Here is a 12,200-nt window from a genome sequence, read left to right as displayed (position 1 = left end):
ACTGGATGCAAGGGGCAGTCGGGAGCTATGTCGTCGTGAATATCTGGGATCAGGCTGCTGTGGCTGGGACTCAGGCGAAAACCTTCCGCTGATGCCTTTTCTAGACCGCGGACTAGCGAACTGAGTGTTTACTGGATCCAAATTGATTCATGTGGTGAATCTAACTGATTCTATGACTCAGTTGGAGAGAAGGTACCCGCATAAAAAAGTGCGATTCTTGGGGTGTTCAGACGTTGCATAATTAAACTGAGCGTAGGTATACAACTTGCCTTTCCGAAATCAGATTAGGAGTTGCCTTGGGCTATTTCGCTTAGACTCACCGTCTTTAAGGGATCTCCGGTTGGCTACCGAAGAAGTCCACGTTGAATGGCACCTTACTCCGCGCGGATGGGTCCGTGGCAATTGGTCCGCCAACACACCCCTCAAGTCAAGAATTGCACCACCGGAGGACCGTATTGAGACGTGGGTTAAAACAGAAACCACGCACGACCATCTGTTCTCTCAAATACAAAAGGAATGGTCACGGACATGGGTATCGCCTCAGCATAGTGAGTCAGATCGAACTGCGCTTCGGGCGATGCACCGCGTGCCGGTTCCAGAGTCGGATAATCCAAAGCCCACATGCTGGGATTTTCCTCTGAGCTAGCACGCTTCTAGACACAGGTGGTCCTCATTCATCTTGCGCTCTCTATGAATGGGAGCGTGTGGTTCGACCTGCGCCACCACGCCTTTCCACCAGCCTAATCGTATAGGTTTCCTCGATAATCCTCATACCGTCTGCATTCCATGACTCAAGAGAGAGTGGTATCATTGGTAAAAATCGTTTGAAAGGAGAACCACCCATGAAAGGTTCGCATTCCCATAAGCACGTCCACACCCATGAACATATGCATGGATCGGCTCAGTCTCACAACCATGAACATGAACACGAGCATGCCCATACTCACGAGCATGCCACCGACACCGGGCGCCATGATCATCAGCATACCGACGAGCACGGTGAACATCAGCACCAGCATCCAATGTAGTCTTCGCGTGCGCCGACATCCCTCGCCGGTCAGAGCTAGATGGCTATGACCGGCCCCGCTGAACACAGTCCCGGCGAGTCTTTCCAAGACACCGCTCGCCACCTCCCATAACAAATGTTCCGCCGACAGTACCCTGCACGATCATCAAATTCCATCATCACCGTTTATTCTCTCTACCCGATCTGACCCCACGATTGATGTCGTCCAAGTTCGGAACGTGGTCTGAGTTGCCCCAAAAGAAGCATATCTCGTTCAAGATTGACCTATTCCCACCCCGGCACCACAATTTCGCTCATTCGCATGCCGACCCGATAGGCTGTGCTCAACAGCATCCCCGGCAGTCTACCCAAATAAGCAAACGGACTTGTAAGGTTCTTATGCAGGCACAGACTATAGCCCATATACCCGAATGATGTAGGTCCTCTCTTCACACCAGCACGTGAAATTGACGGACTCTACAAACGGCCGGTTGTCGCAGATAGTGAACCCCACAGCCACCCATGTCCCGCTAACCTAAGGAGATCGATCATGACCCACACAACGATCAGCAACGAATGGCACAAAGACGGTAAAGTTTGGAACGCTTCATTGACACTCGTTCTGGGATTGACCTTTGCTGTATCGGGCTACGCTGCAGACTTGCCAGCCTCAGTGGCTGGAAGAGCGTCGGACGCCTTGGTCACGCTTGCGACCACGGGCAACCCAGAGCCGTTGCATGCCGAGATAGGAGGCATGGTGATTTCTTCGGAAGACCTGCAGAAAAAAGCCAGCGCCCTCATGCGATTGCATACGGCGGAACATCTGGCCCCCAAGGCTCTCATCGCACCGAATGGGGAAACCTACGCCATGGTCGCACCCACGCTCACCAAAGACAACTTTATTCTTGCCGATACTGCAGGAAATGTGTTGCGCGTGGATGTTGGCGATTCGGAAGGACATCGTATGCCGTTTGTGGTTGAGAATATCGTGGAAGATGGCGGAACGCCCTGGTATGTCGAGTTTTGGCGTTGGATTACCCGTCAATAAATTCACTAGCCGAATCTAGGCTGTCTATCGTTCAGCCGCTCCAGGCAATGAATGGGAGAAGCTCGATGTCCTCGGAAGATACTATTTGCAGCAAGGTCTGGTTGGTTGTCTGCGTGTTGGTCTTCGGTGGATGTGCGTCACGGTCTGCCGACTTTCCTCCGTCGGTACCGTTCACCTCAATTCCCGCCGATTTCACGCACGTGTGGAAGAAAGGGACCCATCCATTTACCGGAGCAGCGGTGATCGACATCGATGGGGATGGGAAGTTCGAGGTCTTTGTCGGCGGCGGAGAGGGACAGCGCGATGTCTTGTTGAGCTATCACAATGGCCGCATGGTGAATATTGAACACGGCACCGGCCTCTCGAATGACAGCGCCACCTACGGAAGCACGGCGATCGACATGGATGCAGATGGGGACACGGATTTGATTGTGGCGCGCGAGAACGGCCTCTATCTCTATCTCAACGATAGGGGGCGGTTTCTGGGAAAACCCATTCCAGTGGATCTTCCTGCAGATTCGGTCCCGTTTAGTGTGGCAGTCTCGGATATCGACCATGATGGAGATGGAGACCTCTATGTCAGCGTGTTCGTGAATGCGAAGACATTCCGGAGCGCGACCTTTAATGATCCGATGCACGCCAAGCCGAATCGCATGTTGTTGAACAACGGGGATCTCACATTTACGGACATTACTGAATCGTCCGGCACTGCAGGCAAACAAAACACGTTCCTCTCCCTCTTTGTCGATCTGGACTCGGACGGCTGGCAGGATTTGGTGGTTTCCCAGAATACGGGGGCGGTCGAGATCTTCCGCAATATGAAGGATCGTACATTTCAGCCTATAGCCACCAAATCAGAGTTCGGTTTTTGGATGGGCTTGGCAGTCGGCGACTTCGATAACGATGGCGACCAGGATCTGTTCTTTACCAACGTGGGGCGATCCATTCCTCTCTTCCTCACATCGGGTGATCTACGAGACGACCAACACCACACCCACGAATGGATGCTCTTGCGAAATGACGGTGATTTTCACCTCACCGACGTCACTGAGACGTACCGGCTCGCTGGTGAAGGGTTCGCATGGGGTGCTGTGTTCGAGGACCTAAACCTCGACGGTCAACTCGATTTGTTTGTGGCGCAGAACTACATCAAGTGGCCAATCCATAAAGTATTGAAACTCTCGGGTCGCACCTATCTGCAGTCGATCAAAAACGGCACACATAAGTTTCACCACATGCCGGCGCTGGGGATGGACAATCGACACTTTGGTCAGTCGCCTCTCATCGTCGACATAGACGGCGACGGCAGACAAGACCTCATGTGGATCAATATGGACGGACCGGTGCGCGTGTTTCTCAATACGTCTCGTGGAAATTACGTCACGGTTGTCGTCCCGGACACAGTCGGAAGCCTCGGCACCCGCATCAATATTGAAACGGACGAGGGGAAGAGTTATACCCGCGCTGTCATAGGGAATGTCGGCATGTTGACTGATCAAACCCCTGAGCTTAGCTTCGGAATAGGCCAACTCGAACGGGTGCTGCGCATGGTCATTCAGCGTCCAGATGGACGGACTGAGGTTATTTCTTCGCCACGTATCAACACAAAGACAGTCATCAATTGATCATCCCTGGTCGAAGTTACATCCCGAGGCAATTCTGACTATTCTGGATTCGTTTGCCCCGCATACGATTCATCCTCCGATGGTATATAACCCTTGGATTGACAGCATGGAACGCAAGGCGTAGCATCCAATTCCATGGGACGGGTATCTGTCTTTTTGGTGTTCCTGCTCATTGTCCTGACCTTCAATGCGTACGCCTGCGTCCTGCCGTTACAACAAACTGCCGAAATGGACTGCGCGTCAGGGACAGAAGAGCCTGTTCGCGACACCTGCGATGCCTTTCTCGAAATGGGTCCGCTTTCACAGCTTTCAACTCACCACGCCGCCAGTTCCTTCCAGCTTGAAAGTGCGTTGCCGGTTCCGCTCCTTTCCGATACGTTTGTTTCGCGTGTTTTAGTAACCAAACCGCCACGTAACCCCGATACCTCGATTCATCCCTCGGTTCGAACAACGGTCCTACGGATTTGATACCCTCTTTCATCTCGCTTTCTGCAATAGCCTGTTAGGCATTTCCATACTGTTTCGATGGTCCCAGATCCTCGTGATCGACGAGGATCAGACCCACGAAAGGGGGACGTATGCCAGACATAAGCAGAAGAACATTGGTGACTACCGGCGCCTCTTTGCTCACGACGAGTGCTTCGTTGCTGATGCTGCGGGTGGCGGATGCCGCGACGCACGAGTCAACCGCCATGGGAGGGCATCATACGATCGACGAGATGACCCGCTGTATACGGCTCTGCCAAGACTGCCATGTGCTCTGCGTTCGAATGATCGGGCATTGCGTAGAACTCGGGGGGCGTCATGCAGCCCCAGACCATATCCGCTTATTGATGGACTGTGCGCAGATCTGCACAACGACTGCCGATTATATGGCTCGGGAGTCTTCGCTTCACGATCGCATGTGCGGCCTTTGTTCCGAGATTTGCCGGCTCTGCGCGGAGAGTTGCGAGCACATAGCGGGTGACGATCAAATGGTGAAACAGTGCGCCGAGATGTGCCGTCGCTGTGCGGAATCGTGTAAGCAAATGGCATCCCACGGAGGCGTGTGACCGATCGAATCACTGGATGAGTTGAGAAAGGTATCCACCCGGCCGCCACTCCAGGTGGCCGGGCCATCTCGCTCCCAAACCCCGGCAGCATCTCTCTTCTCCGATCCCACCACCACACCTTGTGCCTGTAGCGCAGCCACGCAGGTCGTACAGAACAGCAAGGTCAATAACTGCTGTACGCATTCCGTAGAAACCCGTTGTTTTCTTGCCAGTTGCATGACCCTCAGCTAGACTTTTTCACACAGCCATGGCACGGACGCGCGCGACGGACCATCAACGAGCCCGATCGAAAACTGCTCTCATCGAAGAGATCACTCATGGAATCAATAGGTTTCAGGAAGTCCTGGCCGCAATTAAGGACTTGAGCCAAGAGGGATTCCCCTATCGCGACGCCGCGCAAAGCAAAGCCGAGCTACAGTTCCGTGAATGCCTGCGGCAGACGTTCGGTGATCGCTCCCACGAATACCAAACCTATCGGAACTTCAAGATTCGCACAGCGGATAAGGCTGAGGCGGCACAGACCCTTTCTGTCATTAAAAGCCTCATGCACAGCCTGGAGGACCGGAAGCTGGAACTTCAAGGACTCAAGCCGCCGCCAAAACCCGAGCCGTCACATGAAGCAAGCATAAACAACACCGCACGTCTGGTGCTTGTCTCGCCCGCGACGCCAACGACTGTGACAACCCAAGCGACTTCGCCGATGACGGTCGCCGTGGCCATGACGACAAATGTGGGGCCGACGATCCCCCCTGTCACACCCATACCTCGCGTACAATCGGCTGCGACAGAGCCTCAGATCACGGCATCGACACCGGCTCCAATACCAGCTCCGACACCGATGCCCATACCTGCCGCATCCGAGACTCCCGCTACCCCAATCCAAGAATCCTCTCCCCAGCCGACTTCAATTCCACCCGCTCAACCGATACCATCGACGATCGAGAGCTCAGTCGAAGAGAAGCACGTCCCACGAACACCGGCGGTCTCTCCAGCATCCCCTTCAATGCCCGCTGAACCTCCTGTTAATTCCCCATCCCCGACGGTGGACACTCAGACCGTGCACTCAGCGGTGACTCATTCTGTTGTACCGCCGCACGACCCGCAACTTGAGAAGCCAGCCATCGGTCTGAACCGCGCTCGGTCGGTCGAATCCACCCCTGATTCCGCGATCGACCAGAATCCGCTTGATGTCATTCGGAAAGTCTGTCTTCGCTTCCACGCCGTCGCTCGACAACTCCGGCTGCGGAGAGACTATCGTCCGACCCTCGAGGTCGAGGATGACTATGACCTACAGGACTTATTGTGCGCGTTGTTGAAGGTGGAGTTTGATGAAGTGGCCACCGATGAATGGACGCCACCCTATACAGGAGGCGCACCAAGAACGACGCTCCTAGTCAATAAAGATCAGATCGCGGTGGTGGCGAAGAAGACCAGACCTGGGTTGACGACGAAGGAGCTTGCCGATCAAGTTACCGCAGACTCAGCGCACTACAGAACGCAGGGGCGATGCTCAACCTTGTTTTGCTTTATGTACGATCCGGAAGGCCGCATCGGCAGTCCGAAGCGGCTGGAAACAACCTTAACCAGCGTCAGCGAGCACTGCAGGGTTGAAGTGCTTGTTGCGCCAAAGTGAGACCATGGCAAAACCAAACTTGAAATCCATCCCCTCTCCTTCATCATCAAAAGCCACTAAAACCAAGCCGGTGTTGACAGGCCAGACCGACTTTGCTATAAAGCAGCCCACTTCTGGGGCAATCCCCTACACGATTCATGGTCCGGCTCCAGGAGATCACGGTATGTCGGATCGTGCTTATGTGTTGATCAACGTGTTGCCGGGCCAGACATCCGCTGTAGTCAAAGCGCTAGGGGAAATTAAAGAGATTAAGACGATCGATCCCTGTTGGGGTAAGCCAGATATCATCGCCATCGCTGATATCCCGGACCAGGACGCCTTGACCCAGCTGGTGTTGAGCCGTATTCATGGTATAGAAGGAGTGACACAGACCGATACTCACCTTGTCTACCGTCTGAAGGAGGCCAGAACAAAATGATCCGAAAGGACTGTCTAGCCATCGTCGTCATCGCCGCCTTTGCCTTTGGATGCAGCAGCACCCCGCGTGCCACGATCGAACCCGATGTGGTCGATGTGACATTGCCCGTACCGGCAGATCAAGTGAAGGCAGCCGTGACAAAAGTCTTGAAAGACGATGACTACGACGTGAACTGGAAGGACGGATCTCAGTTACAGGCAGATTACAGGGATGAACAGCCCAGTATCTGGGATTGGCTCGTGAAAGGACGGTTCGGTGTGGTGCGAAGCCGCGCCGAAGCATCGGTCACACCGGAAACCGACAAAGCCACAAGACTCCGGTTACAAATCCTCTCCGAAGGCAAGCAAACGATGTTCGATAGCTGGGGTCCCACAGCTCCTCAAGTTCCTCAAAGCGCTGAAAATAAACTCCGGTTGATCAGGAACGAATTGAAAATCGTCCAATCGACGTACACAACTGAGACTTTTTACGGCGCAAAACCTTAGACCGGTTCTTTTTCTACTCCCTCAGCTTCTTCGCCAAGATCCAGGCCGAAACGCTCTGCCATACGGTAGAGCGTCCGCCTGTCGATTCCGAGGATTTTTGCGGCCTTTACCTTGTTGCCCTTCGTTTCTTTGAGCACACGGGTCAAGTGACGTTTTTCCACTTCCTCTAACGTGAGATACACTTCATCGAGTCGATCAGCTTGCGTCTGTCGCGCATCGACGTCGGCCGCTGCGCCTTGACGAATCACATCGGGCAAATCCTCAGGCGTCAAGAGCGGCCCGTGACTCAACGACACAGCCCGTTCAATCGCGTTTTCAAGCTCTCGAACATTGCCCGGCCACCGATACTGGGTCAACAGCGCCATGGTCTCCGGCAGCACACCGCGCACCGCATGCGCAGTTCCCGCCGCGCATTTCTGTAAGAAATGATGCACCAGCATCGGAATATCTTCCCGCCGCTCCACCAACGACGGCAACGTGATCGGGACGACTTTCAGCCGATAAAAGAGGTCGTCCCGAAACTTTCCTTCCTTCACGAGTTGCTCAAGATCCCGATTGGTCGCGGCAATGATCCGCACATCGACCCTTGTGGAGGTCGTACTCCCCACTCGGCGAACTTCCTGATCCTGCATGACCCGCAACAATTTCACTTGTAAGGCCTGTCCGAGTTCACCGATCTCGTCGAGAAACAACGTTCCCCCGTTGGCCGACTCGAAGAGCCCCACCTTGGTTCCTGCAGCGCCGGTAAATGCCCCTTTCTCATACCCGAACATTTCAGATTCCAGCAGCGTATCCGGCAAGGCGCCACAATTGACCGGGATAAACGGCTTATCACGGCGCGGACCATTCGTATGGATGGCCCGGGCAATGAGCTCTTTGCCCGTCCCGCTTTCCCCTTGCAGCAGAACCGTGCTTTTGCTCTCAGCCACGCGCGCGACCAACTTGTACACTTCCAGCATTGCCGTGCTGCTTCCGACCAAGGGAGACCATTCCCCCTTGCTCTTCAACTCTTCTCGGAACCGCGCATTCTCTTGGAGCAGCCTGCAGTGATCCAGGGCTCGTTTGACGACCAACTTGATGTCTTCTTTCTTGAACGGCTTCGCCAGGTAGTCATAGGCCCCCTGTTTGATCGCTTCGATCGCTCCTTCCAGAGAACCGAAGGCGGTCAGGACCACAACCGCTGTATTCGGGCTCACCCGCTTGAACTCCCTCAGCACCGTGAGCCCATCCACGGCGCCCATACGGATATCCGTCAACACCAAATCGACCCGTCCCTGTCTCCCGCGCGCGATCACTTCTTCTCCACCGGCAAATGGCTCAACGTGATACCCTTCTTTCCTGAGTGCTTCCGCCAGGAGTTCACGTGCAACCACATCGTCGTCGGCTACGAGGATCGTCGCTGGTTGCATCAAGCCTCCTCCATCACACGGGTGGGTTCACGTTGCACTGCGGGCAATGTCACCGCCACGGTGGTGCCACGCCCCATCTCACTCGTCAGCATGAGATTCCCGCCATGAGCCAGCACGGTTTCGCGGCTCAAGAATAGTCCTAAGCCGGTCCCCTTGCCAACTGCCTTCGTCGTAAAAAACGGCTCGAAGGCTTTTTCCGCATCGGCTTCCGGCATGCCGCATCCGGTATCTTGGACGGTCATCGTCATCACCAGCGGGGATACTCGGCCGGCCGCCCTTCCTCCGCGGTCGAGCTCTTCCGGCGAGGCTTCGCGAGCTGCCGCGACGATGTTCACGGTCCCTTCCGAAGGAGTGGCAGCCAGCGCATTCGCCAGGATATTCACCAACACCTGATGCATTTTTTCCTTATCGGCCCAGACCAGCGGCAGGTGCTCAGGAATCTGGATCGTCAAGGTAATCCCTTTGGCATGAAACGCGGGCTCCATCAGGTCGGCCGCCGGACCGATGACTTCCTCTACCGGCAGCCACTTGGGTTCCGGCTGACGCGGGCGGGTGGAGGACAGCAAGTCTTGGATGATCCGCACCACTCGCGTCAGCTGTTCATCGATAATGGCGACCCGCTTCTTCATCTCCTGCGTCACCCCAGGCTCCTCCGCCAGCGCCTGGACATGCCACGCAATCGAATGGAGCGGCGTGCCCACTTCGTGCGCAACGGACGCCACGAGTTGTCCTACCGCCGCCAGCCGTTCAGACCGGTTGAGTTGATCTTTTGCCTGAACCAGTTGGGTGTTGGCTTTGAGCAGATTCTCCGTCTGTCGGGCCAGGGCGGCTCGTGCCGCTTCTTCTCGTGCTTTCCGCTCTTCCCAACTTACCCCCAGATAGGCCACCAACAGCAGGACGCCGACGACGACGCTTCGATTGATGACCGCCGCTTGAAATCGGCCCGGCTTGGTCGGTTGTAGAAGCCCTGAATATGTCGCGACGACACAAGCCAAGACGGTCACCAACATCACGGTTCGATTCCGAAGCGTCGTCACCAACAAGATCGGCAAGACGTACCCATAGGCCCCCACGACGTTGGCCGGGGCAAATTCTTCGATCACTAAGATAATGAGAAAGCAGGCCGCGGCGATCGCAAGAACGAGGCGGTCACGATGCGTCATGGCGATCATCGACTCGCTCGGCTCCGCCGGTGGTCAAGACAACCGGTTCGAGACAATGGATAATGAGAGGATACGTTCACGGATGTTCTTACACAAAGGGGCGCGTCAAACGCAACTGAGCCGCGAGCCGTTCGAATCGTGGGTCGCTCTTCAGCTCCTCGACCGTGAGACTCAGCTTCCGGCACCAATTCGGATGCTGATCCACCGTCCCAGGCAAATTGGTCTGAGCACGGGTACCGATGACATCTTCGAGATTGGCCAGAACAATCCAGGATGGAGTATGAGCCAGATACTGATGAACACGCTCTCGTAACTCATCCGTCATGGTAGGCATGAGAGCTGGATCGTCCGATACACCGGCCGGCAAGAGTCCTTCGGACTTCAACGCAGCGAGGATACCGGCTTTCTCGTGTTGCCGCTCATCCAGCATCGCGTTCCGAGCTTGCTCGGAAGGAAATAGACCGAGAGTGGACCGAGTCTCAATATCGGCACCTTCCCAATATCCATTCAACGTCGGAAGATCGTGAGTCGTCACAACCGCGAGGGATTGCGCCGGATACTGCGCCGGAGGTTTCCAAGCCCCTGAGGGAGTCCGTTCAAAATACAACACCCGATAGGACAGGACGCCGGCGGTTCCCAGTCGGTCACGCACCCAATCGGGAACGGTTCCCAGATCTTCGCCGATCACGAGTGTTTTGGCCCGCGCGCTCTCCAACGCCAAGATCGCCAACAGTTCCTCGTCACGGTAATGCACATATGTGCCCATCGACGGTGGAAGGCCGCGTGGAATCCAAAACAAGCGGAAGAGCGCCATGACATGATCGATCCGAATCGCGCCACCATAGCGGAGATTGTTGCGGAGCAAGTTGATCATGTAGTGGTAGCCGCTTGCGCGAAGCCGGATCGGATCGAGCGGAGAGAATCCCCAATTCTGCCCTTGAGGAGCAAAGGCATCGGGCGGCGCACCGCAATCGGCATTCAACGCCAGGACCTCTTGATACCGCCACCCATCGGCTCCATAGCGATCGCTCCCGAGTGCAAGATCGTGGTAAAACCCGATCGGCATTCCGGCATCCTGTGCCTTCTCAACCAGTCCGCGTAGCTGTTCTGCCGCCAACCATTGCAGGTACTGAAAGAACCTGACCCGCGACATATGCCGGTGCCGAAATTCCAGCACGGCCTCCGACGTTGGAACTCGATAGGGCTCCGGCCAGTCCGCCCAAACGACCGAGGGTGATTGGAGCGCCTGCCGCTCCTCCTCCAGCGCCTGAAATAACGCATATTCGGCCAGGGATTCTCCTTCACGCTCGACAAAGCGAGAAAAGCTGTTCCCGCGCTCCGTCGTCGGCTTCAACTCCGGCTCTTCACCTTCGAAATGTTCCCGAAGAAATACACGATAGCAGACTTCAAGTATCTCGCGTTTCATCGTTTTTGCCGCATCGTAATCCACCAAGTCGCATCGCCGCGCTGCCTCGATCTGCGCGCGAAAGGTCGGATCAGCCAACCGGCTCCGTACCTCCGGTGCCGTCCCATACTCCGCAACCTGTTCAACGTCGATATACAGGTCGTTGAGAAACAGGCGGCTAGCCGGTGAATACGGGCTCACATGATAGGGTTTGGAATTCTTGAGCGCATGGAGTGGGTTGAGTCCGACCACGGCAGCACCCATGTGCTTTCCAGCCCATTCCACGATGGTCCCGAGATCGCCGAAGTCGCCGATGCCCCAATTGCGATCGCTCCGCAACGAATAGAGCTGCAAGGCGATACCCCACCATCGAGCACCACGCTGAAGTTTCTCAGGAACGTAACAACGCTCAGGGGCTACGATCAGACGGCACATTGTTTCGGTGTGCGTGCCACCTGCCTTCGCCTGAGCTCTCACCGCGTAATACCCGAGCGGCAATTCTCGTGGAAATGCCAAGGCCACACGAATGAAGCGACGCCCTTTGATCACACGCTGATCTTCGATTCTGAGCCCTGGCCCTTCTTCCCTCTCCCAGTACATCTCTCCAGTATCTGCATGGAGGGACCAGTGGATCTGTAGGAGAGCATCGTCTGAACTCTCGCACGGCACATGCAATGACCACATCCCAATCTCTCGCCCCGACCGAATCACATGGACCGGCTCGCATCCTTGTAGCCATGGGCGGTCATCCCAAGCGGTCAATTCCTCAATGAGTTCTTCGCGGCTTGCGGCTTGGAGATTCATAGCGGTGAGGATAGCCCGACGCGTTTCATCCGTCGTGACATGATGCGTGCCGGCAATGTCGTAGTAGTCAGCGACAATCCCGGCCCGATCGGCCAACATGCGCAGGAGGTCACTTTCAGACTGATTGTACATTCTTTGAGTGTGAGTGAAGG

The 12,200-nt window shown here is 55.5% G+C and carries 12 protein-coding genes; 6 read left to right on the top strand and 6 right to left on the bottom strand.

Features of this window, described 5'->3' with window-relative positions:
• Positions 1–791: 791 nt before the first annotated feature.
• Positions 792–1,115 (bottom strand): hypothetical protein, encoded by a 324-nt coding sequence (locus H8K04_05620; protein ID UVT17032.1) that lies wholly within the window; start codon positions 1,113–1,115, stop codon positions 792–794.
• Between the two features lie 441 nt (positions 1,116–1,556).
• Here H8K04_05620 and H8K04_05615 point away from each other — a divergent pair, with 441 nt between their 5' ends.
• The 3 genes from H8K04_05615 to H8K04_05605 all read left to right on the top strand — a co-directional run bounded on the left by H8K04_05615 (position 1,557) and on the right by H8K04_05605 (position 4,147).
• On the top strand, positions 1,557–2,054 hold the full coding sequence (locus H8K04_05615; protein UVT17031.1) for a hypothetical protein: 498 nt from the start codon (positions 1,557–1,559) through the stop codon (positions 2,052–2,054).
• Between the two features lie 65 nt (positions 2,055–2,119).
• On the top strand, positions 2,120–3,679 hold the full coding sequence (locus tag H8K04_05610) for a CRTAC1 family protein (GenBank protein ID UVT17030.1): 1,560 nt from the start codon (positions 2,120–2,122) through the stop codon (positions 3,677–3,679).
• A gap of 135 nt (positions 3,680–3,814) precedes the next feature.
• A complete protein-coding gene (locus H8K04_05605; protein UVT17029.1) occupies positions 3,815–4,147 on the top strand; it encodes a hypothetical protein in 333 nt (110 codons plus the stop codon).
• A gap of 34 nt (positions 4,148–4,181) precedes the next feature.
• On the opposite strand, the gene H8K04_05600 is transcribed toward H8K04_05605, so the two are convergent.
• Both H8K04_05600 and H8K04_05595 read right to left on the bottom strand, forming a co-directional pair.
• Positions 4,182–4,373 (bottom strand): hypothetical protein, encoded by a 192-nt coding sequence (locus H8K04_05600; protein UVT17028.1) that lies wholly within the window; start codon positions 4,371–4,373, stop codon positions 4,182–4,184.
• Positions 4,374–4,649: 276 nt separating this feature from the next.
• Positions 4,650–4,949, bottom strand: a complete 300-nt coding sequence (locus H8K04_05595) for a hypothetical protein (protein UVT17027.1) — start codon at positions 4,947–4,949, stop codon at positions 4,650–4,652.
• Between the two features lie 29 nt (positions 4,950–4,978).
• Here H8K04_05595 and H8K04_05590 point away from each other — a divergent pair, with 29 nt between their 5' ends.
• The 3 genes from H8K04_05590 (at position 4,979) to H8K04_05580 (ending at position 7,267) form a co-directional block, all read left to right on the top strand.
• Positions 4,979–6,364 (top strand): hypothetical protein, encoded by a 1,386-nt coding sequence (locus H8K04_05590; GenBank protein UVT17026.1) that lies wholly within the window; start codon positions 4,979–4,981, stop codon positions 6,362–6,364.
• Between the two features lie 163 nt (positions 6,365–6,527).
• A complete protein-coding gene (locus H8K04_05585) occupies positions 6,528–6,782 on the top strand; it encodes an Lrp/AsnC ligand binding domain-containing protein (GenBank protein UVT17876.1) in 255 nt (84 codons plus the stop codon).
• Positions 6,779–7,267: a hypothetical protein gene (locus H8K04_05580; protein ID UVT17025.1), complete on the top strand. Its 489-nt coding sequence runs from the start codon at positions 6,779–6,781 to the stop codon at positions 7,265–7,267. The genes H8K04_05585 and H8K04_05580 overlap by 4 nt, the downstream gene beginning before the upstream one ends.
• Here H8K04_05580 and H8K04_05575 read toward each other — a convergent pair.
• The 3 genes from H8K04_05575 to malQ form a co-directional block, all read right to left on the bottom strand.
• Positions 7,264–8,676, bottom strand: a complete 1,413-nt coding sequence (locus H8K04_05575) for a sigma-54-dependent Fis family transcriptional regulator (protein ID UVT17024.1) — start codon at positions 8,674–8,676, stop codon at positions 7,264–7,266. The genes H8K04_05580 and H8K04_05575 overlap by 4 nt on opposite strands.
• A complete protein-coding gene (locus H8K04_05570) occupies positions 8,676–9,848 on the bottom strand; it encodes a hypothetical protein (GenBank protein ID UVT17023.1) in 1,173 nt (390 codons plus the stop codon). Before H8K04_05570 ends, H8K04_05575 begins: the two co-directional genes overlap by 1 nt.
• Before the next feature lie 79 nt (positions 9,849–9,927).
• Entirely contained in the window at positions 9,928–12,147 is a 2,220-nt protein-coding gene (gene malQ, locus H8K04_05565) for a 4-alpha-glucanotransferase (protein ID UVT17022.1), read from the bottom strand.
• Between the last annotated feature and the right edge of the window lie 53 nt (positions 12,148–12,200).

Origin of the sequence: Nitrospira sp. (assembly GCA_024760525.1) — a bacterium.
Lineage (GTDB): Bacteria > Nitrospirota > Nitrospiria > Nitrospirales > Nitrospiraceae > Nitrospira_D.
The sequence above is the reverse complement of the archived record's forward strand: the minus strand, read 5'-3'. Positions and strand labels throughout refer to the sequence as shown.

Excerpts from the sequence above, each read along its gene's own strand:
- H8K04_05615 (UVT17031.1), top strand. The coding sequence starts at position 1,557 with ATGACCCACACAACGATCAGCAACGAATGGCACAAAGACGGTAAAGTT.
- H8K04_05610 (UVT17030.1), top strand. The coding sequence starts at position 2,120 with ATGTCCTCGGAAGATACTATTTGCAGCAAGGTCTGGTTGGTTGTCTGC.
- H8K04_05605 (UVT17029.1), top strand. The coding sequence starts at position 3,815 with ATGGGACGGGTATCTGTCTTTTTGGTGTTCCTGCTCATTGTCCTGACC.
- H8K04_05600 (UVT17028.1), bottom strand. The coding sequence starts at position 4,373 with ATGGCGGTTGACTCGTGCGTCGCGGCATCCGCCACCCGCAGCATCAGC.
- H8K04_05595 (UVT17027.1), bottom strand. The coding sequence starts at position 4,949 with ATGCAACTGGCAAGAAAACAACGGGTTTCTACGGAATGCGTACAGCAG.
- H8K04_05590 (UVT17026.1), top strand. The coding sequence starts at position 4,979 with ATGGCACGGACGCGCGCGACGGACCATCAACGAGCCCGATCGAAAACT.
- H8K04_05585 (UVT17876.1), top strand. The coding sequence starts at position 6,528 with ATGTCGGATCGTGCTTATGTGTTGATCAACGTGTTGCCGGGCCAGACA.
- H8K04_05580 (UVT17025.1), top strand. The coding sequence starts at position 6,779 with ATGATCCGAAAGGACTGTCTAGCCATCGTCGTCATCGCCGCCTTTGCC.
- H8K04_05575 (UVT17024.1), bottom strand. The coding sequence starts at position 8,676 with ATGCAACCAGCGACGATCCTCGTAGCCGACGACGATGTGGTTGCACGT.
- H8K04_05570 (UVT17023.1), bottom strand. The coding sequence starts at position 9,848 with ATGATCGCCATGACGCATCGTGACCGCCTCGTTCTTGCGATCGCCGCG.
- malQ (UVT17022.1), bottom strand. The coding sequence starts at position 12,147 with ATGTTGGCCGATCGGGCCGGGATTGTCGCTGACTACTACGACATTGCC.